This is a genomic window from Pseudomonas putida (assembly GCF_005080685.1).
Taxonomy (GTDB): Bacteria; Pseudomonadota; Gammaproteobacteria; order Pseudomonadales; family Pseudomonadaceae; genus Aquipseudomonas; species Aquipseudomonas putida_V.
Genome location: NZ_CP039371.1, coordinates 1,732,427 through 1,751,815, shown reverse-complemented (window position 1 = coordinate 1,751,815; position 19,389 = coordinate 1,732,427). Strand labels below are relative to the sequence as shown.

Below are 19,389 nucleotides of genomic sequence, written 5' to 3'. Positions count from 1 at the left end.
AAGGGTGCTGCGCACCTGGCCCTACAGGCGCCTACGCTCGGCCTCCTGACGTCGCGAAGTTAGGGGTGGCGCCTGCAATGGCGTTATCTTCGAAAGAGACACCGCGCTATCCGCTACAACACAAAGCGATAGGTAAACCGCGAGAGCGCAGCGATTCGCCTGCCGTTGCTCTGGCTGTTGATCTTGCTCTTGCTGTTGATCTTGATCTACCCGCGACCTCAGGAGGCCGAGCGTAGGCGGCTGGAGGGCCAGGTGCGCAGCACCCTCCGGCGTAGCCGGAGGCGCGAGATGTAGACTTGCGCAGCAAGTCGTAGGCCGCGCGGGCCCGCAAGCCGCCGAAGCGAGGGAACCCCGAAGCGCAGCGTAGGGGCCGTATGTGGGAGCATGTACGGGTCACCCTCATGGGTTACACAAAAGTTCGTTCACATAGGTGACAACACCTGAAGTCTTACATAACCATCATCGGCTTCTCGCTCATCGACCCTGCCGAGAATGATTGGGCCGAAAATAACATCCCACACCCCATCCCCGACCCGCTCCAGCCCAATGGTCTGGTGCTTGAGCACATAACCTACATAGATCCTCAAACCCCGGCGGTTGACGATGCCACTACAATCAGCTTGCAGGCTCTCGATATGACTGGGGTAAGTCATTTCGGGTAGTTGCTCCGGAAACGGGCGTGGCGAAGGCTGATAACAGGACGCCGGCGTTTTCTGCTTCAGCGCTTCGTGCAATCGCTCGTAATTGTAGTGTTGCCGAAAGCGGTCGAAGTGCCGCTGTTGAGCCTCCCAAGCCACTGCAGGCGGGGATGGAAGCGTACTTTTGAGTGTCCGGTGCATACGCTCGTGCCGACCATTTTGCTCCGGCCTGCCAGGCGCAATACGTTCAGGAATGATGCCCAGGCGCAGCCACCAAATGGACAGCTGGGAGAGGCCTGCGCGTCCTTTACTCGCAAACGGCACGCCGTTATCGGTTCGGATACGTTCAGGTAGCCCGTTTTCGCGAAAGACCTCAGCGAACACAGCCTGTGTCTCCAGGAAGTTCGTGTTGGCCATGCTGTGGCACGCAAGCAAGAAGCGACTGGCGTGATCCATGATCGTCAACGGATAGCACCAGACCCCTGCTCCTGTCAGAAACTGGCCTTTGTAGTCCGCAGTGAATAGCTGATTGGGCGACTCCGCTTTCTCCAATGGCTTGGGATAGACCGCTACACGCTGACGCAGGCGTCGCGGTTTGATCAGCTCGGCCTTCTTGAGGATGTTGTAGATCGTGGTCTTGGAGGGAGGCGCCTGGTCGGGAAAACGCGCCTGCAATGCTGCCTGGATCTTCTTGGGTCCAGGCTCCGTCTGGCCTTGACCACGCAGCTCGATGATGGCCTCGCGAACGGCGACGGGTACAACCCAGTCTTGTGTCAGCCGGCGACGACTGCGCTCCTCCAGGCCCGCCGGGCCCTCTTTCTCGTACCGCTCGACCCATTTGTATCCGGTCTTTCGACTGATCTCGTAGGCCTCGCAGAGGGCGCTGAAGCTAGGCGGACCCTGCAGGTAATCCGCGATGAAAAGCGTTTTCATGTCCATAGGTTTCAGCTCTCGCCAAGGCATGGTCAGATCCTCGAAAAACCGACCCTGCCAGTTAAAAACTGTTACCTATGTGCGTGAACTGATTTGTAACCCATGTGGGTGAGTCATACCAGCAAGCGGTTTTGCGCAACTTTTTCCAAGAAAAAAGTTGCCCGCCGTAAAGGCGGAAGGGGCCAGTAGCGCCGCTACACAAATTGGACCGTTCCCAGCCTCAACGCCAAACCACCAGCCCCAAGGACAATTGCGCCGCTCAGGCAACCCGGGCCAGTGGGAACAGCCGCTTGAAGTTAGCCGTGGTCTGCTCGGCCAACTGCGCATAACTGACACCCCGCAACGACGCCACGTACTCCGCCACCTCACGCACATACTGCGGCAGGTTCGGCTTGCCACGGTAGGGAATCGGAGCCAGGTACGGCGAGTCGGTCTCCACCAGCAGCCTGTCGACCGGTACCTGTCGGGCAACTTCGCGCAGCGCATCGGCGTTGCGGAAGGTGACGATGCCCGACAACGAGATGTAATAACCGAGGTCCAGCGCCGCACGGGCCATGTCCCAGTCCTCGGTGAAGCAGTGCAGCACCCCGGCCTGTGGCAGATCGGCTTCATGCAGCAGCGCCAGGGTGTCGGCGCGAGCAGCACGGGTATGCACGATCACCGGCTTGCCGGTCTGCCGCGAAGCCTCCAGGTGCAAGCGGAACGAAGCCTGCTGCAGGTCGGCGGCCTCGGGTTCGTAATGATAGTCCAGGCCAGTCTCGCCGATCGCCACCACATGCGGATGGGCCAGTTCGCGCAGCAGCCACTCCAGCGCTGGCGTCTCGCCTGGCGCCAGGTCCAGCGGGTGCACCCCCACCGAACAGTCGACATCGACGTACTGCTCGCTCAGTGCCTTCACGGCGCCGGCATTCTCGGCGCTGACGCCGATGCACAGAAAGTGCCCCACCCCGCGCTCACGCGCGGCCTGCAGGGCGGCATCGAGAGAGCCCTGGTGGGCGCTCAGGTCAAGACGGTCGAGGTGGCAATGGGAATCTACGAGCATGGGATAACGGCACATATCGGAAAATAGGAAGTCAGCGGGCGCCCGGCAACTGCACCCAGTGGGCGAGCAAGGCTTCGAGCAACAGTACGCGGTTGAGGTTGGCCTTGCCCAGCACCTTCTGGCGCTGTTCGAGGATCCACGCCTGGACCTCGAGGACCTTGCCCTGGCGACTCTTTTGCGCCAGGTACTGGACCACCTTGCGCATATCGGCCAAGCCTAGCCCGTCCTCGTCCTGGGTCAATTGGTAGCGCAGCATCAGGTGCGCCCAATCGCAGAACCAGTCGAACAACAGCAACAACGGTACGCCGTTCCAGGCCTCGGCCAACTGGCTGGGCGACTGCTGGCCCTTGAGCAGCTTCTTCACGCCATCGGTGACCAGGGCGCGCTGTTCGAGGACGCCCTTGGCCTGCAAGGCTACGGCCATCAATGGCGAACCGGCGGCCAGGGTCAACAGTTCGACACGCTCGGCTTCATCGCTGTCGGGCAGAGCCTGATTCAACCACGCCTGGCTCTGCGCCAGGCTCGGCTGCGGGCAGGCGACCTGTTGGCAGCGGCTCTTGATGGTCGGCAGCAGACGGCTGGGCTGGTGACTGACCAACAGCAGCACGGTATCGCCCGAAGGCTCCTCCAAGCTTTTGAGCAATGCATTGGACGCGTTGACGTTCATGGCCTCGACCGGCTCGATCAGCACCACCTTGCGCCCACCCAGCTGCGCGGTCTGCACCACGAACGACACCAACTCACGCACCTGGTCGACCTTGATCGGCTTGTCGGCTTCTTCCGGCTCCAGGACGAAGTTGTCCGGATGGCTTCCGGCCTTTAGCAACATGCACGATTTGCACTGGTCGCAGGCGTCGAGGCCATTGGGCTGCTGGCATAGCAGGCGGGCCATCAGGCGCTCGGCCAGTGCCCGCTTGCCGATGCCCTGCGGCCCGTGCAAGAGATAGGCATGGGCATGCTGGGCGCGGCCGGCCAATTGCTGCCAGAGCGCTTGCTGCCAGGGGTAGCTGTCAGCCACGGCAGCGGTCCACGATGGCTGGCAGCAGGGCATCGATCGAACGCTGCACGGCCTCCAACGGCTGTGCAGCGTCGAGCAACGTGTAACGCTGCGGCTCGCGCTGCGCACGTTGCAGGTAGGCCTGCCGGACGGACTCGAAGAACCCCCGGCCTTCCTGCTCGAAACGGTCCAGGCGGCCTCGGGCAGCAGCCCGGGCCAGGCCGACTTCCACCGGCAAGTCGAAGACCAAAGTCAGGTCGGGGCGCAGGTCGCCCTGGACGAATCGCTCCAGGGTGGCGATGCGCTCGACCGACAGGCCACGGCCACCGCCCTGGTAGGCATAGGTAGCATCGGTGAAACGATCGCAGAGCACCACCGCGCCACGGGCCAGCGCCGGGCGGATGACTTCGGCCAGGTGCTGGGCACGGGCGGCGAACACCAGCAACAGCTCGGTGTCGGCGGCCATGGTCTCCTCGCTCGGGGCGAGCAGCAGTTCGCGGATGTGCTCGGCCAGCGGCGTGCCGCCGGGCTCACGGGTCAGCACCAGGTCCAGCCCCTGCTCGCGCAGGCGTGCGGCGAGGTAATCGCGATTGGTGCTCTTGCCCGCGCCTTCGGGGCCTTCCAGGGTGATAAACAAGCCGCTCACAGGCAGTCCTTAATGTTGTTCGTCAGGCGCTGGCGCGTCGGCCGGCGCGGGTTCGGCGGCCGGAGCCGGCACACTGGGCTCGGTCGGCGCGGGCTGTTCGCTCGGTACGGGAGCCTGGTCGGGAGCCGCATCCGCTCCGGGCTGCTCGTTCGCCGCAGGCGCATCAGTGGCCGCAGGCGCACCCTCGGTGCCAGGCGTTTCGCCTGGCGCAGCCTTGGGCGCTGGGCTCGAACGGTAATCGGCACGACGCTTGAGCTGGAACTCGCGCACTGCCGAGTTGTGGTCGTCCAGATCGTCGGAGAACACGTGGCTCCCGTCACCACGGGCAACGAAATACAGGCTGGTGCCGTCGGCCGGATTGAGCGCCGCATGGATCGCCTCCCGGCCGACCATGGCGATCGGCGTCGGCGGCAGGCCGGCCATGGTGTAGGTGTTGTAGGGCGTCGGCTCGCGCAGGTCGGCGCGGGTAATGCGGCCGTTGTAGCGCTCGCCCATGCCATAGATCACCGTGGGGTCGGTCTGCAGCATCATCCCCAGGCGCAGGCGCCGCACGAACACGCCGGCAATCTGCCCGCGCTCCTGGGGAATGCCGGTTTCCTTCTCCACCAGCGACGCCATGATCAGCGCCTGGTAGGGATCGCGATACGGCAGGTCGGTGCTGCGCTCGGCCCACTCCTTGGCCAGCACTTCGTCGAGGCGCATGTAGGCCTGCTGCAGCAACTCGACATCGCTCATCCCGCGCACGAAGCGATAGGTATCGGGGAAGAATCGCCCTTCGGGGAACACGCCGGCATGGCCGAGCTTGTCCATCACCTCGGCATCGGACAGGCCTTCGAGGGTGTGCTTGAGCTTTTCATGCTTGGCCACCGCCGAGCGCACCTGACGGAAGGTCCAGCCTTCGACGAGGGTCAGGTTGTACTGCACCACGTCGCCACGGCGCCAGGCATCGAACAGTTCTTCGACCGTCATGCCAGGCGTGATGCGGTACTCGCCGGTATGCAGCGGCGTGCCAGCCATGTTGAAGCGCCAGTACAGGCGCAGCCAGAACGCATCGTCAAGCAGGCCTTCGCTCTGCATGCGATAGAACATACGGTTGGGGTTGGTGCCGCTGGGCACGTCGAGCAGGCGCTCCTGCGTCACGTGCAAGGGCTGCTCCACCACGGAGGTGACCTTCCAGGCCGACCAGCCCAATGCCAGTCCAGCGAGGAGCAGGCCCATTTCCAGCAGCAGCAGGAATTTGCGTCTCACAAATCAGATATCCAGTAACGTACGGGCAACAGCCTGAAGTTTACGGGTCAGGGGACCTGGCGACCAGTTTAGGCTCAATGCAGGGATGCCGCGCACCGGCCACACACCATAGACGCTATTGCACACCAATACTTCGTCGGCCTGCACAAGGTCGGCCAGCCACAGGTCGGTGACCTGCACCGGGATGGCCAGCGCCGCAGCCTGCTCGAGCAACGCGCCACGCATCACGCCAGCGACGCCACAACGACTGAGGTCGGCGGTGAGCAACACCCCATTGCGCACCAGGAACAGGTTGCTGTAAACGCCTTCGATCACCCTGCCCTGGGCATCACGCATCAAGCCTTCGGCATGTTCGCTGTCCTGCCATTCGGCACGGGCCAGCACCTGCTCCAGGCGATTGAGGTGTTTGAGGCCGGCCAGCAACGGTTGTTCCGCAAGCTGGGTCTGGCAGGCGAACAGACAGATCCCCTGCTCGGCATGCGCTTGAGGGTAGGTGGGTAACGGGCTGCCCTGGAGGATGCGCCGAGGCGCTGCACCGGCCACCGGGGCGTAGCCGCGTTGGCTGTCGCCTCGGGTGAGAATCAACTTGGCAACTCCGTCACCCAGTTGGCTGGCATAGCGCAGCACTTCGTCGCGCACCAGCGCCAGGTCGGCATCGATGCCAAGGCGCTGGCAGCCCAGGGCCAGGCGCGCCAGGTGGCCGTCCAGCAGGCTGGGCTGGCCCCCACGCACGGCAATGGTCTCGAACAGGCCATCGCCGTAGGCCAGGCCGCGGTTCTGCAGGTTCAGCGCAGTCGCGGGCTGGCCATCGATCCAGCTCTGCATCAACCGGCGAACCGGCGGAACACCAGCGAACCGTTGGTGCCACCAAAACCGAACGAGTTGGACAGCACCACGTCGATCGGCATGCTGCGCGCCTGGTGCGGCACGAAGTCCAGGTCACAGCCTTCGTCCGGCTCGTCCAGGTTGATGGTGGGCGGCGCCATCTGGCTGTTGATGGCCAGCACGCTGAAGATCGCCTCGACGGCGCCGGCTGCACCGAGCAGGTGACCGGTCATCGACTTGGTCGAGCTGACCGCGAGCTTGTAGGCGTGATCGCCGAACACGCGCTTGATCGCCGCCACTTCGGCCACGTCACCCGCCGGGGTGGAAGTGCCGTGGGCATTGATGTAGCTGACGTCCTCGGGCTGGATCCCGGCATCGCGCAGGGCATTGACCATGCAACGGGCCGCGCCTTCGCCGCTGTCGGGTGGCGAGGTCATGTGGTAGGCGTCGCCGCTCATGCCGAAGCCAACCAGCTCGGCATAGATGGTCGCGCCACGCGCCTTGGCATGTTCCAGCTCTTCGAGCACCAGGGCGCCGGCACCGTCGGACAGCACGAAGCCGTCACGGCCCTTGTCCCACGGACGGCTGGCACGGGTCGGCTCGTCGTTGCGGGTGGATAGCGCACGCGAGGCGCCGAAGCCGCCCATGCCCAGGCCGCAGGCCGCCATCTCGGCGCCGCCGGCGATCATCACGTCGGCTTCGCCGTAGGCGATGTTGCGGGCTGCCATGCCGATGCAATGGGTACCGGTGGTACAGGCAGTGGCGATGGCGTAGTTCGGCCCCTGCAGGCCCAGGTGGATCGACAGGAAGCCGGAGATCATGTTGATGATCGAGCCAGGCACGAAGAACGGCGAAATACGCCGCGGCCCCTGGTCATGCAGGGTCCGGCTGGTTTCCTCGATGTTGGTAAGGCCGCCGATGCCCGAGCCCATGGCCACACCGATGCGCTCGCGGTTGGCGTCGGTGACTTCCAGGCCGGCATTGCGTACTGCCTGGAAACCGGCCGCCAAGCCGTACTGGATGAACAGGTCAAGCTTGCGGGCCTCTTTGGCCGACAGGTATTGCTCGACCTCGAAGCCTTTCACCGAGCCGCCAAAACGGGTGGAGTAGGCACTCAAGTCCGTGTGTTCGATCGGACCGATGCCACTGCGGCCAGCCAGAATGCCCTGCCAGGTGCTCGGTACATCGGTACCCAGTGGCGACAGCATACCCATACCGGTGACCACGACGCGTCTACGCGACACAGTACTCTCCTTTTCTAGTAACAGAGTCTCTTGCCATTGCATTCAAGGCAAAGGAATGAAATGGCAACAGGCTCTCGGTGCCTGCACTACCTGCGCACCGAAACGTGGGGCTGGCAAAGAAAAAACCGCACGCCGGCAAAGGCAGTGCGGTTCTTCTCGACAAGAAGCGTCGACTACAGCGTCTTAGGCCTTGTGGCTGTTGACGTAGTCGATGGCCGCTTGAACGGTAGTGATCTTCTCGGCTTCTTCGTCAGGGATTTCGGTCTCGAATTCCTCTTCCAGAGCCATCACCAGCTCAACGGTGTCAAGCGAATCGGCACCCAGGTCATCGACGAAGGACTTCTCAGGAGTCACTTCTTCTTCCTTGACGCCCAGTTGCTCGGCGACGATTTTCTTGACGCGTTCTTCGATGGTGCTCATACCTAGTTTTCACTCCTAATGGACATATGTCAGGCAGCTGGCCGGTGACCAATTTTATAGAAAGACATTCGCTTTTCAAGCAGAACGCACCTTCGAACTAGTCACCCGACCCTCTGTCTGGAATCTGGTTGCAGCTTTATAACGGATTTTAGGCTCGGAGTATGACTCTTTTTTTACCCGATCCGTCACATTGACTTGCGTTGTTACATGTACATCCCGCCATTCACCGGCACGGTGGCACCGGTGACATAGGCCGCGCCGTCGGACGCCAGGAAGGAAACCACCTTGGCGATTTCCTCGGCCTGGCCCAGGCGGCCCAGCGGAATCTGGGTCTGCAGGGCTTCACGCTGCGCTTCTGGCAGTTCGCGGGTCATGTCGGTGTCGATGAAGCCTGGGGTCACCGAGTTGACGGTAATGTTGCGCGAGCCGACTTCACGCGCCAGGGCGCGACTGAAGCCTTCCAGGCCGGCCTTGGCAGCAGCGTAGTTGACCTGGCCGACGTTGCCCATGGCGCCGACGACCGAACCGATGCTGATGATACGACCCCAACGTGCCTTGGTCATGCCACGCAGCACACCCTTGGACAGACGGTAGAGGCTGTTCAGGTTGGTATCGACGACATCGAACCATTCGTCGTCTTTCATGCGCAGCATGAGGTTGTCACGGGTAATGCCGGCGTTGTTGACCAGGATCGCCGGTGCACCGAATTGCTCGCCGATGGCCGCGAGCACAGCACTGACGGACTCGTCGCTGGTCACGTTGAGTTCCATGCCGGTACCCTGGATACCATGCTCCTTGAGGGTGGCGGCAATGCGCTCGGCGCCCGAGGCGGACGTGGCGGTACCGATCACGATCGCGCCCTGGCGGCCCAGTTCGAGGGCAATCGCCTGGCCGATGCCACGGCTGGCGCCGGTGACCAGTGCTACTTTACCTTGCAGGCTCATGCAAGTTTCTCCAAATTCAGGCCAGCGCCGCACGGGTGGCGGCGACGGCGTCGGGGGTATTGAGGTTGTAGGTGGTCACGCCGTCGGCACAACGCTTGTTGAGGCCCGCCAGGACCTTGCCTGGGCCGCACTCGACCAGATTGACCGCGCCATTGGCGGCCAAGGTTTGCACGCATTCCACCCAACGTACCGGCTGGTACAGCTGCGCCAGCAGGTCATGCTTGAGCGCGTCGAGGTCTGCGGCGATGGCGGCGGTAACGTTCTGCACCACCGGAATCTGTGGCGCCTTCCACTCGATGGCGTTGACCGCCTCGGCGAAGCGCTCGGCAGCCGGCTTCATCAGTGCGCAGTGCGACGGCACGCTGACTGCCAGGGGCAAGGCACGCTTGGCACCCTTGGCCTTGCACAGCTCGATGGCGCGATCGACCGCAGCCTTGTTACCGGCGATGACCACCTGGCCCGGCGAGTTGAAGTTCACCGCGCTGACCACTTCGTCTTCGGCAGCTTCGGCGCAGATTTCCACCACGACGGCATCGTCCAGGCCGAGGATCGCAGCCATGGCGCCGTGCCCGGCCGGGACCGCTTCCTGCATCAGCTGGCCGCGGCGCGCTACCAGACGCACGGCGTCCTTCAGGCTGATACTGCCGGCCGCGACCAGGGCGCTGTATTCACCCAGGCTGTGGCCCGCGACGAAGGCCGGCTGGGCGCCACCCTCCTCCAGCCACAGGCGCCACAGCGCGATGGACGCGGTGAGGATGGCCGGCTGGGTCTTGTCGGTTTGGTTGAGTTGCTCCTCAGGGCCTTCCTGGACCAGTTTCCACAGGTCGTAGCCCAGAGCCTCGGAAGCTTCCTTGAAGGTCTCGAAGATCACCGGCTTTTCGGCGCCGAGCTCAGCGAGCATGCCCAGCGACTGGGAACCTTGACCGGGGAAGACGAATGCGAGGGATGCAGACATTGAACAAGCCCTTATGATCTTGTCGTCGAATAGGGTGCACCAAGCCTTGGGCCTGGCGCGGAATCTGATAGCTTGGATGAAGACGCAGACCAAGCGGTCACATTTAAGCATCTCATGGCTGTTATGCCTAAGATCTTTGTACGTGTAGATGCAACGGAAACAAACACTAAGGCAACAAATCCTCGAGCCGCCCGTGCAGGCGTTGCGGCAGGTTTTCCTGGATTTCGATCAACGCCCGCTGGATGGCGCTCTGGAAACCTTGCACGCCCGCCGAGCCGTGACTCTTGATGACGATGCCCTGCAGGCCAAGGAAGCTCGCGCCATTGTGCCGCGCCGGCGCCAGGTCAGCCTGCAACCGCTTGAGCAGCGGCATCGCCACCGCCCCAGCCACCCGTGACAAGGCGCCGCCCTTGAACAACTGTTCGATGCGCGCACCGATCATGGTCGCCAGGCCTTCGCTGGACTTGAGCAGGATATTGCCGACGAAACCGTCGCACACCACGACATCCGCCTCGCCGCGATACAGGCCATCGCCTTCGACGAAACCGATATAGTTCAGCCCGCGCGCGTTCTGCAACAAGCTGGCGGCCAGCTTGACCTGCTGGTTGCCCTTGATGTCCTCGGTGCCGATATTGAGCAACGCCACCCGCGGCCGATGAATGCCCAGGGCCTGAGCGGCCACCGAACCCATGACGGCGAACTGATAGAGGTTGTCGGCGCTGCAATCGACATTGGCGCCCAGGTCGAGCAACTGGCAGTAACCCGCCTGGGTCGGGATCGCAGCGACCATGGCCGGCCGATCGATGCCCGGCAGGGTCTTGAGCACGAAGCGCGAAAGCGCCATCAGCGCCCCGGTATTGCCGGCACTGACGCAGGCCTGGGCCTTGCCGTCACGCACCAGTTCGAGCGCGATGCGCATCGACGAATCCGGCTTGCCCCGCAACGCCTGGGAGGGCCGCTCGTCCATGCCGATCACCTCAAGGGCCGGCACAATCTGCAGGCGTGCGCGATCCGCGGCGGTCAGGCCACTGACAAGCTCTTCAAGGAGGGAGGGTTGACCGACGAGGGTCAGGTGCAGCGAGGGAGTAGCCGAAAGGCAGGCAATGCTAGCCTGGACAATGCTGCGGGGACCGAAGTCCCCGCCCATTGCGTCGATCGCGATGATCTGAGCGGACAAGGATTACTCGTCGGCGCCCTTGTCGATCACTTTGCGACCACGGTATACGCCTTCTGGCGAAACGTGGTGACGCAGGTGTACTTCACCGGTGGTTTTTTCTACCGACAGCGCGTTTTCCGACAGGGCGTCGTGGGAACGGCGCATGTCACGGGCAGAGCGGGATTTTTTGTTCTGCTGAACAGCCATAATTGATTAACTCCTAAACGTTTGGGTCACGCTTTAACTGCGCCAAAACACTGAACGGGTTGGACCGCGATACCTCGTCCTTGCTCGAATCGGGCTCGTCTGCGCCCGCCGGCTGCTGGCATTCTTCCGGATGATGAGCAGGCACGATAGGCAAGGCGAGCAACAGCTCCTCCTCGACCAAGGCCTGCAGATCCAAAGGATCTTCGCCCAGTTCCAGCACGTCATAGCCTTTCGGCAACGACTGGGTATTCGCACCCTCCTTCACCACGGCGTATGTACATTCGCTGTGGATCGGCAGGGTGACCAGCTCAAGACAACGCTGGCAAACCATTTTGACTTCGACGTCCAGTGCGCTGTGGATAACCACGACGTGCTGTTCATCTCGCTCAAAATCGAACTTCGCCTGCACCGTACCGACATCGTCGGAAAGCGGGTCGCAGAGTCTTTCCAAATCAGCGAGTTGCAGCGAACCAGTGATGGTTACGCCACGATCGGCTAATTTGCGCGGGTCAACGTGAGGTGGAATCGGGTCATTCAACATAGGCGCAGCATTCTAGGGATGCCCCCCGCCCCTGTCAAAGGAAATTAGGCGGCATCGCGCATGTTAGAATCTGGTTCAACCGACCAGGAGTCTACCATGCTGCCCCTGCTATTGGCTTCAAGCTCTGCCTACCGCCGCGAACTGCTCGCCCGCCTGCACCTGCCCTTCGTTTGGGCAAGCCCCGACATAGACGAGCGGCGCCTGGATGACGAGCCGGCTGCCGACCTGGTACGACGGCTTGCCAAGGCCAAGGCCGAGGCGCTGGCGGGCGAATATCCCGGCCATCTGATCATCGGCTCCGACCAGGTCGCGGTCCTGGGCGAACAGGTGCTGGGCAAGCCCCACACGTTCGAGCGCGCCTGCGAGCAACTGCTCGAAGCCAGTGGGCAGCAAGTCACCTTCCTGACCGGACTGGCACTGCTGAACAGCGCCACTGGGCGCTGCCAGGTGGACTGCGTGCCATTTACGGTAACCATGCGCGAGCTGGACCGCGAGCGCGTGGAGCGCTATGTGACGGCGGAGCAGCCGCTGGACTGCGCGGGAAGCTTCAAGGCGGAAGGGTTGGGAGTGAGCTTGTTTCAAAGCACCCACGGACCGGATGCGACCAGCTTGATCGGGCTGCCGCTGATTCGGCTGGTGGATATGCTAACCCAGGAAGGCGCAATCATTCCTTGAGATGTGGGGCCGCTTTGCGCCCCATCGCGACCCAACGCCGCTGCCGCACCGCGGGGTACCCGCAGCCCCGCAAAAGCGGCGCAGCGGGCTCCGCCCAATTCAACGCAGCTGCGGCCCATTGAAGCCCATCCACATGGCCAGGTGCTCTGCGACGCTCGCGCCCATGCGCTTGGAGAAGCGATCGAATGGCGATTCCTGCACGGTGAAATCGACCAACTCCTTCTCACCGACGATATCCCGCGCGACATAGCTGGCACTGCCCAGCCCGTCCACCAGGCCCAACGCCTTGGCCTGCTCGCCCGACCAGATCAGGCCACTGAACAACTCGGGATGCTCCTTGTCTTTGAGCCGCTCACCACGCCCCTGCTTGACCATGGCGATGAATTGCTGGTGAGTGGTGTCCAGCACACTCTGCCAGAACGCGGTCTCATCAGGCTTTTGCGGCGAGAACGGATCGAGGAAGGCCTTGTGCTCGCCCGAGGTATAGGCACGCCGCTCCACGCCTAGCTTCTCCATGGTGCCAACGAAACCATAGCCGGCGGCAGTAACGCCGATGGAGCCCACCAGGCTGGCCTTGTCGGCGTAGATCTCGTCCGCCGCGCTGGCGATGTAATAGGCGCCCGAGGCGCCGAGGTCGGTGATCACCGCATAGAGCTTGATTTGCGGATACTCGCCACGCAGCCGACGGATCTCGTCATATACATAGCCAGCCTGCACCGGGCTTCCGCCAGGGCTATTGATGCGCAGCACCACGGCCTTGGTCTTGGAATCCTTGAAGGCCTCTCGCAGGCTCTTGATGATGTTGTCGGCGCTGGCAGCCTCCTGGTCGGCGATCACGCCGCGCACCTCGACCAATGCCGTATGACTGGCACTGCGCGAGGCGGCTTTGTCCATGTCCGCCAGCGGCAGGAACAGCACCAGGATGCCGAACAGGTAGACGAAGGTCAGCAGCTTGAAGAAAATCCCCCAGCGCCGAGCCCGGCGCTGCTCTTGGACACCGGCCAAGAGGGTTTTTTCGAGCAGCTTCCAACTTTTGCGCTCCTCGCGCTCCTCTGCTTCGGACTCGGGGGCTTTCCACTCGTCTGCCATGCTCACCTACCTTGGAATTGGAATTGCGCGGAACCTGCCAGCCACTCGCGCAACTGGGAAAAATGCTCGATGCACACCTGCGGACCGAATTCCGCCAGGGCCGACAGCGACATGGCGCCATAACCGACGGCAACCGAATGCATGCCGGCGTTGCTGGCCATCTGCAGGTCGAACGCCGAATCTCCGACCATCAGCGCCCGCCCAGGTTCGACCCGGCAGTGGCCGAGGATCTCCTCGAGCATCAGCGGATGCGGCTTGCCACGGGTCTCGTCGGCGGCACGGGTGATGTCGAAGTAGCGCTCCCAGCCATGCGCCTTGAGCACCCGATCCAGGCCACGGCGCGCCTTGCCGGTGGCGACCGCCATGCGGTAGCCCTCGACGCGAAAAGCCTCGAGCGTCTCGGCCACGCCATCGAACAGCGGCGACGGCTGCTGATCGAGGGCCACGTAGACATCGGCGTAGTGCTGACGGAACACCGCGACCTGGTGCGCATCGAGGTGCGGATACAGGACCGAGATGGCGTCATCCAGCGCCAGGCCGATGATGCCCTTGATGGCGTTTTCCTGGCTTGGCGCCTCGCCGGCACGCTCGGCGGCGACACTCATCGCCTCGACGATACGGCCGATGGAATCAGCCAGGGTGCCGTCCCAATCGAAGATCAGCAGTTGATAATCAGGACGCACTCAAACGCTCCACGGTCTTGGCCCAGACCTCGTCAACCGGCGCTTCGAGCTTCAGCTCGCCACCATCTGGCAGGGGCACGGTCAGGGCGTAGGCATGCAGGAACAGCCGCTTGCCGCCCAGCTCGCGGATCTCCCGACTGAAGTCTTCATCGCCGTACTTGCTGTCACCGGCGATCATGTGCCCGGCATGCAAGGTGTGCACGCGGATCTGGTGGGTACGCCCGGTGATCGGGCGCGCCTCGACGATGGTGGCGAACTCGCCGAAGCGGCGCAGCACGCGGAACATCGTCAGCGCCTCCTTGCCTTCGTCGTTGACCTCGACCATGCGCTCGCCCGAGCGCAGATTGCTCTTGAGCAGCGGCGCATTGACCTGCTTCTTGGACGTCGGCCAGTGCCCACGCACCAGGGCCATGTAGCGCTTGTCGACACCATCGCCACGCAGCGCGGCGTGCAGGTGGCGCAACATGCTGCGCTTCTTGGCGATCATCAGCAGGCCGGAGGTGTCGCGATCCAGACGATGCACCAGCTCGAGCTCCTTGGCATCGGGACGCAGCTGGCGCAGCGCCTCGATCACGCCGAAGCTCAGGCCGCTGCCGCCGTGGACGGCAATGCCAGCCGGCTTGTTCATCACGATCAGCGCCTTGTCTTCATAGACGATCGCGGCCTCCAGGCGCTGCAGCAGCCCCTGGGCGACCGGCGCCGGCTCGTCGCGCTCGGGCAGGCGGACGGGCGGTACCCGCACGATGTCGCCAGCCTGCAGCTTGTACTCTGGCTTGATACGGCCCTTGTTGACCCGTACTTCGCCTTTGCGCAGGATGCGGTAGACCAGCGTCTTGGGCACGCCCTTGAGGGCCGTGATGAGGAAATTGTCGATGCGTTGGCCGGCAAGCTCCGGCGCGACTTCGATCAGCTGAACGCCGGAAGTCGGGGGGGTATTGGTCGTCATGGCGGGATCATAACAATTTTTTATGGAATTGAAGCACTTAATCATTACTGCTATAGTCGCGAACGCCGCCAAAAGCGGCAGGCCAGCGGAACCAGGCCCTCGGCCGGCCCCTGACCAACGCAATTCTCCAGGACGCGAGGCCGTCCTACGGGGTTTTCGCCAGTTTACCGAATTGCCTGGAATCACCACCAGCGCCGTGTAGAGAAGACCGAAAAAAAACGACAAGTGCGGTGTTTCACCTGCTTACCCGCTTCTTTTCGCCGTTCCTCTGCCCGCCTCGATGCTTCCACGCAACGCCGGGCGAATGCTTCGGAAATACCTGCCTTGGACATGAATGGCGTCAGCGCGGTAGCGCGCTGGCGAAAAATGCAACCCGTTGCGGATTCAGCGCGCGGCAGCACCCGAATTATCAGGGATACGTGCAGGGTGGAGATGCACAGCCCTCGGACCGTGTAGCACCGCGTCCGGCCACCGGCCCACAGACATTGCCGGCGAGCGGATAAGGTCCTGAACAGATGCCTCCGGGCGTCCACGGCTGACGGTTGATTCCTCCTCCTGACTGAGTGCACGAGGCCGGCAGGTTGATGCGGATATCGTTCGGATATCGCATCAGTTGGCGCAACGCCTCGTTGGCACCGCAGCAAACAGGACGCGTCGTCGCGACAACGGCAGGCTGGGCAACCGGCTGGTGCCGAACGTCGCCAGACACGGGGGTGGCCCGGCTACCCTTTGCGCACCTTGGCACCGACCATTGAGAAGTCGTGTGTGCCGAACGCCGTTTCCGGCAGCCCGGAAACCGACGGTACAACATGAAAAGAATGCTGATTAACGCAACTCAACCCGAAGAGTTGCGTGTAGCCCTGGTGGACGGCCAACGTCTCTACGACCTGGACATCGAGTCCGGCGCCCGTGAGCAGAAAAAGGCCAACATCTACAAAGGCAAGATCACCCGCATCGAACCCAGCCTCGAAGCCGCCTTCGTCGACTTCGGTTCCGAACGTCACGGCTTCCTGCCGCTGAAAGAAATCTCCCGCGAATACTTCAAGAAGACGCCGGAAGGCCGCGTCAACATCAAGGACGTGCTCAGCGAAGGCCAGGAAGTCATCGTCCAGGTCGAGAAGGAAGAGCGCGGCAACAAAGGCGCCGCCCTGACCACCTTCATCAGCCTGGCCGGCCGCTACCTGGTGCTGATGCCCAACAACCCACGCGCCGGCGGCATCTCCCGCCGCATCGAGGGCGAAGAGCGCAACGAGCTGCGCGAAGCGCTCAACGGCCTCACCGTGCCTGGCGACATGGGCCTGATCGTGCGCACTGCCGGCCTTGGCCGCAGCAGCGAAGAGATGCAGTGGGACCTGGACTACCTGCTGCAACTGTGGAGCGCCATCAAGGAAGCTTCCGAAGACCGCGCCGCACCGTTCCTGATCTACCAGGAAAGCAACGTCATCATCCGCGCCATCCGCGACTACCTGCGCCAGGACATCGGCGAAGTGCTGATCGACAGCATCGATGCCCAGGAAGAAGCCCTGACCTTCATCCGCCAGGTGATGCCGCAGTACGCCAGCAAGGTCAAGCTGTACGAAGACAGCGTCCCGCTGTTCAACCGCTTCCAGATCGAAAGCCAGATCGAAACCGCCTTCCAGCGCGTGGTCGACCTACCCTCCGGCGGCTCGATCGTGATCGACCCGACCGAGGCCCTGGTCTCCATCGACATCAACTCGGCGCGCGCCACCAAAGGCAGCGACATCGAGGAAACCGCCCTGCAGACCAACCTGGAAGCGGCCGAGGAAATCGCCCGCCAACTGCGTCTGCGTGACATCGGCGGCCTGATCGTCATCGACTTTATCGACATGACGCCGGCGAAGAACCAGCGCGCCGTCGAGGAGCGCGTGCGCGAATGCCTCGAAGCCGACCGCGCCCGCGTACAGGTCGGCCGCATCTCGCGCTTCGGCCTGCTGGAAATGTCCCGTCAGCGCCTGCGCCCGTCGCTCGGCGAGAGCAGCGGCATCGTCTGCCCGCGCTGCTCGGGCACCGGCATCATCCGTGACGTCGAGTCGCTGTCGCTGGCGATCCTGCGCCTGATCGAGGAAGAAGCCCTCAAGGACCGCACCGCCGAAGTTCGCGCCCAGGTGCCGATCCCGGTGGCAGCCTTCCTGCTCAACGAGAAGCGCAACTCGATCACCAAGATCGAACTGCGTACCCGTGCGCGGATCATCATCCTGCCGAACGACCACCTGGAAACCCCGCACTTCGAAGTCCAGCGCCTGCGCGACGACAACCCGGAAGTGCTGACCAACCAGTCCAGCTACGAAATCGCTGCCGCCGAGGCCGAGGAAGCGCCGCTGCCGACCGCTACCCGCACCCTGGTGCGCCAGGAAGCGGCCGTGAAGACCGCCCCAGCCCGTGGCAACGCACCGGTCCCAGCCGCCGAAGAGACGCAGCAGCCTGCAGCGGCCCCTGCCCCAGCCCCGGTCGCGCCGGAACCAAGCCTGTTCAAGGGCCTGGTCAAGTCGCTGGTGAGCCTGTTCGCCGGCAAGGACGAACCTGCCGCCGCCGCGCCTGCCGTGAGCACCGAGAAGCCAGCCGCCGAGCGCCCACAGCGCAACGAGGAGCGCCGCAACGGTCGCCAGCAGAGCCGCAACCGCAACGGCCGTCGCGACGATGAGCGCAAACCGCGTGAAGAACGTGCCGAGCGTGCCCCTCGCGAAGAGCGTCAGCCTCGTGAAGAGCGTCAGCCTCGCGAAGAACGTGCTCCTCGCGAAGAACGCGCCCCGCGCCAGCCTCGCGAAGACCGTCGCAGCAACCGCGAAGAGCGCGTGCGCGAACTGCGCGAGCCGCTGGATGCCGCACCGGTTGCCCGCGAAGAGCGCCAGCCGCGTGAAGAGCGTGCGCCGCGTGAAGAGCGTGCCCCACGTGAAGAACGCGCACCTCGCGAAGAGCGTGCCCCTCGTGAAGAACGCGCACCACGCGAAGAGCGTGCCCCTCGTGAAGAACGCGCACCACGCGAAGAGCGTGCCCCACGCGAAGAACGCGCACCACGTGAAGAGCGTGCCCCGCGTGAAGAGCGTGCACCTCGCGAAGAGCGCGCCCCACGCGAAGAACGCGCACCTCGTGAAGAACGTGCTCCACGTCCTCCACGCGAAGAGCGCCAGCCACGTCCGACCGAACAAGCGGCCGAGCAGGCTGCTGAACTTGCCGAAGAGCAACTGCCGAACGAAGAGGCGCTGCAGGACGAGCAGGAAGGCGCGGATGGCGAGCGTCCACGTCGCCGCTCCCGTGGCCAGCGTCGTCGCAGCAACCGTCGTGAGCGCCAGCGCAATGCCAACGGCGAGCTGATCGAGGGCAACGAGGAAGAAGGCAGCGAAGAGCAGCCACAACAGCACCAGGCCACCGAGCTTGGCGCCGAACTGGCCGCAGGTCTGGCCGTCACCGCCGCCGTCGCCACCAGCAACATCAGCGCCGACGCCGAAGCGCAAGCCAACCAGCAGGCCGAGCGCGCCAGTGCCGAGGCCGTGGTCACCGACAACAGCGAAGCCACCCAGCCGGTCGAGCAGACCGAAGTGGCTGGCGAAACCGCTGCCAAGGTCGAGGAAGTGGCCATCGCGCCAGTGGTCGAGCAGCCGGTCAGCGAGCCGGTCGCCGTGGTCGAAGCCAGCGCCGAGCCAGTGGTTGAAGTAGTGCCACAGCCAGTGGTGGAAGCAGCCCCTGCCGCCGAGCCGGTAGTGGTCGCCCAGGCCCCGGTGGACGCTGCCGCCGAAGCGCCTGTGCAAGCACCAGCGGTAGAAGCAGGTGAAGCCGAGCAGGCACCGGTCGTCGTCGAAGCGGCCCCGGTTGCAGAGCAACCTGTCGTTGTCGAAGCACAGCCGGAAGTCGTCGCCGAAGCGGTCCCAGCAGTCGAGGAAGCGACTCCAGTCGCCGCCGAGCCTGCCCCGGTCGAAGCACCGGCAGCGGTCGAAGCCTCTACCGTGATGCTGCCCAATGGCCGTGCGCCGAACGACCCACGTGAAGTGCGTCGTCGCAAGCGTGAGGCCGAGGCTGCCGCCAAGGCCGCCCAGGAAGCTGCTGCTACCGCGCCAGCCGAAGAGCCAGCGCTGGAAACCGCCGATGAGCACAAGCCTCATCACGGTTGATAGCCACGGCTGAATGAAAAAGCCCCGCCAGTGCGAACTGGCGGGGCTTTTTCTTGGTTCTTCACGGATTGTC

18 protein-coding genes are annotated in these 19,389 nt (G+C 63.6%); 2 read left to right on the top strand and 16 right to left on the bottom strand.

Annotation, left to right across the window (positions count from 1 at the left end; translation table 11 throughout):
- Positions 1 to 422: 422 nt before the first annotated feature.
- From E6B08_RS08360 to E6B08_RS08300, 13 genes are all read right to left on the bottom strand, one after another.
- Positions 423 to 1,601: an integrase core domain-containing protein gene (locus E6B08_RS08360; protein WP_136913586.1), complete on the bottom strand. Its 1,179-nt coding sequence runs from the start codon at positions 1,599 to 1,601 to the stop codon at positions 423 to 425.
- Positions 1,602 to 1,830: 229 nt separating this feature from the next.
- On the bottom strand, positions 1,831 to 2,613 hold the full coding sequence (locus E6B08_RS08355) for a TatD family hydrolase (protein ID WP_136913585.1): 783 nt from the start codon (positions 2,611 to 2,613) through the stop codon (positions 1,831 to 1,833).
- A gap of 31 nt (positions 2,614 to 2,644) precedes the next feature.
- Entirely contained in the window at positions 2,645 to 3,631 is a 987-nt protein-coding gene (locus E6B08_RS08350; RefSeq protein ID WP_136913584.1) for a DNA polymerase III subunit delta', read from the bottom strand.
- Positions 3,624 to 4,256 (bottom strand): dTMP kinase, encoded by a 633-nt coding sequence (gene tmk / locus E6B08_RS08345; protein WP_136913583.1) that lies wholly within the window; start codon positions 4,254 to 4,256, stop codon positions 3,624 to 3,626. Before tmk ends, E6B08_RS08350 begins: the two co-directional genes overlap by 8 nt.
- A gap of 9 nt (positions 4,257 to 4,265) precedes the next feature.
- Positions 4,266 to 5,504 (bottom strand): endolytic transglycosylase MltG, encoded by a 1,239-nt coding sequence (gene mltG / locus E6B08_RS08340; protein ID WP_136913582.1) that lies wholly within the window; start codon positions 5,502 to 5,504, stop codon positions 4,266 to 4,268.
- Between the two features lie 3 nt (positions 5,505 to 5,507).
- Positions 5,508 to 6,329 (bottom strand): aminodeoxychorismate lyase, encoded by an 822-nt coding sequence (gene pabC / locus E6B08_RS08335; RefSeq protein ID WP_136913581.1) that lies wholly within the window; start codon positions 6,327 to 6,329, stop codon positions 5,508 to 5,510.
- Positions 6,329 to 7,573 carry a beta-ketoacyl-ACP synthase II gene (fabF, locus tag E6B08_RS08330; protein WP_136913580.1) on the bottom strand — a complete coding sequence of 415 codons (1,245 nt, stop codon included), beginning with the start codon at positions 7,571 to 7,573 and terminating at the stop codon, positions 6,329 to 6,331. The genes pabC and fabF overlap by 1 nt, the downstream gene beginning before the upstream one ends.
- 183 nt (positions 7,574 to 7,756) lie before the next feature.
- Positions 7,757 to 7,993 carry an acyl carrier protein gene (gene acpP / locus E6B08_RS08325; RefSeq protein WP_136913579.1) on the bottom strand — a complete coding sequence of 79 codons (237 nt, stop codon included), beginning with the start codon at positions 7,991 to 7,993 and terminating at the stop codon, positions 7,757 to 7,759.
- Positions 7,994 to 8,196: 203 nt separating this feature from the next.
- Positions 8,197 to 8,937, bottom strand: coding sequence for a 3-oxoacyl-ACP reductase FabG (gene fabG, locus E6B08_RS08320; protein ID WP_136913578.1), 741 nt, complete (start codon positions 8,935 to 8,937; stop codon positions 8,197 to 8,199).
- A gap of 16 nt (positions 8,938 to 8,953) precedes the next feature.
- The gene (fabD, locus tag E6B08_RS08315; RefSeq protein ID WP_136913577.1) at positions 8,954 to 9,892 is read right to left on the bottom strand and encodes an ACP S-malonyltransferase; all 939 of its coding nucleotides are present in this window, start codon (positions 9,890 to 9,892) and stop codon (positions 8,954 to 8,956) included.
- A gap of 166 nt (positions 9,893 to 10,058) precedes the next feature.
- Positions 10,059 to 11,069: a phosphate acyltransferase PlsX gene (gene plsX, locus E6B08_RS08310; protein WP_136913576.1), complete on the bottom strand. Its 1,011-nt coding sequence runs from the start codon at positions 11,067 to 11,069 to the stop codon at positions 10,059 to 10,061.
- Between the two features lie 3 nt (positions 11,070 to 11,072).
- Entirely contained in the window at positions 11,073 to 11,255 is a 183-nt protein-coding gene (rpmF, locus tag E6B08_RS08305) for a 50S ribosomal protein L32 (protein WP_010223221.1), read from the bottom strand.
- Between the two features lie 13 nt (positions 11,256 to 11,268).
- Positions 11,269 to 11,796 (bottom strand): YceD family protein, encoded by a 528-nt coding sequence (locus E6B08_RS08300; RefSeq protein WP_136913575.1) that lies wholly within the window; start codon positions 11,794 to 11,796, stop codon positions 11,269 to 11,271.
- Between the two features lie 96 nt (positions 11,797 to 11,892).
- Between E6B08_RS08300 and E6B08_RS08295 the strand changes: the two genes are divergently transcribed.
- A complete protein-coding gene (locus E6B08_RS08295) occupies positions 11,893 to 12,471 on the top strand; it encodes a Maf family protein (protein ID WP_136913574.1) in 579 nt (192 codons plus the stop codon).
- 99 nt (positions 12,472 to 12,570) lie between these two features.
- Here E6B08_RS08295 and E6B08_RS08290 read toward each other — a convergent pair whose 3' ends face one another.
- The 3 genes from E6B08_RS08290 to rluC are packed head-to-tail and all read right to left on the bottom strand — an operon-like array spanning position 12,571 to position 15,189.
- A complete protein-coding gene (locus E6B08_RS08290; protein WP_136913573.1) occupies positions 12,571 to 13,560 on the bottom strand; it encodes a S49 family peptidase in 990 nt (329 codons plus the stop codon).
- Positions 13,561 to 13,562: 2 nt separating this feature from the next.
- Complete coding sequence (locus E6B08_RS08285) at positions 13,563 to 14,243, bottom strand: HAD family hydrolase (protein ID WP_136913572.1); 681 nt, start codon at positions 14,241 to 14,243, stop codon at positions 13,563 to 13,565.
- Complete coding sequence (rluC, locus tag E6B08_RS08280; protein WP_136913571.1) at positions 14,233 to 15,189, bottom strand: 23S rRNA pseudouridine(955/2504/2580) synthase RluC; 957 nt, start codon at positions 15,187 to 15,189, stop codon at positions 14,233 to 14,235. Before rluC ends, E6B08_RS08285 begins: the two co-directional genes overlap by 11 nt.
- An 809-nt stretch (positions 15,190 to 15,998) precedes the next feature.
- Here rluC and rne point away from each other — a divergent pair.
- Positions 15,999 to 19,316, top strand: coding sequence for a ribonuclease E (gene rne / locus E6B08_RS08270; protein WP_136913570.1), 3,318 nt, complete (start codon positions 15,999 to 16,001; stop codon positions 19,314 to 19,316).
- The last annotated feature ends 73 nt before the right edge of the window (positions 19,317 to 19,389 follow it).

Coding starts and splice junctions, on each gene's coding strand:
- pabC (WP_136913581.1), bottom strand. CDS start 6,329: ATGCAGAGCTGGATCGATGGCCAGCCCGCGACTGCGCTGAACCTGCAG.
- fabG (WP_136913578.1), bottom strand. CDS start 8,937: ATGAGCCTGCAAGGTAAAGTAGCACTGGTCACCGGCGCCAGCCGTGGC.
- E6B08_RS08300 (WP_136913575.1), bottom strand. CDS start 11,796: ATGTTGAATGACCCGATTCCACCTCACGTTGACCCGCGCAAATTAGCC.
- rne (WP_136913570.1), top strand. CDS start 15,999: ATGAAAAGAATGCTGATTAACGCAACTCAACCCGAAGAGTTGCGTGTA.
- acpP (WP_136913579.1), bottom strand. CDS start 7,993: ATGAGCACCATCGAAGAACGCGTCAAGAAAATCGTCGCCGAGCAACTG.
- rluC (WP_136913571.1), bottom strand. CDS start 15,189: ATGACGACCAATACCCCCCCGACTTCCGGCGTTCAGCTGATCGAAGTC.
- E6B08_RS08290 (WP_136913573.1), bottom strand. CDS start 13,560: ATGGCAGACGAGTGGAAAGCCCCCGAGTCCGAAGCAGAGGAGCGCGAG.
- E6B08_RS08295 (WP_136913574.1), top strand. CDS start 11,893: ATGCTGCCCCTGCTATTGGCTTCAAGCTCTGCCTACCGCCGCGAACTG.
- rpmF (WP_010223221.1), bottom strand. CDS start 11,255: ATGGCTGTTCAGCAGAACAAAAAATCCCGCTCTGCCCGTGACATGCGC.
- E6B08_RS08355 (WP_136913585.1), bottom strand. CDS start 2,613: ATGCTCGTAGATTCCCATTGCCACCTCGACCGTCTTGACCTGAGCGCC.
- E6B08_RS08360 (WP_136913586.1), bottom strand. CDS start 1,601: ATGCCTTGGCGAGAGCTGAAACCTATGGACATGAAAACGCTTTTCATC.
- fabD (WP_136913577.1), bottom strand. CDS start 9,892: ATGTCTGCATCCCTCGCATTCGTCTTCCCCGGTCAAGGTTCCCAGTCG.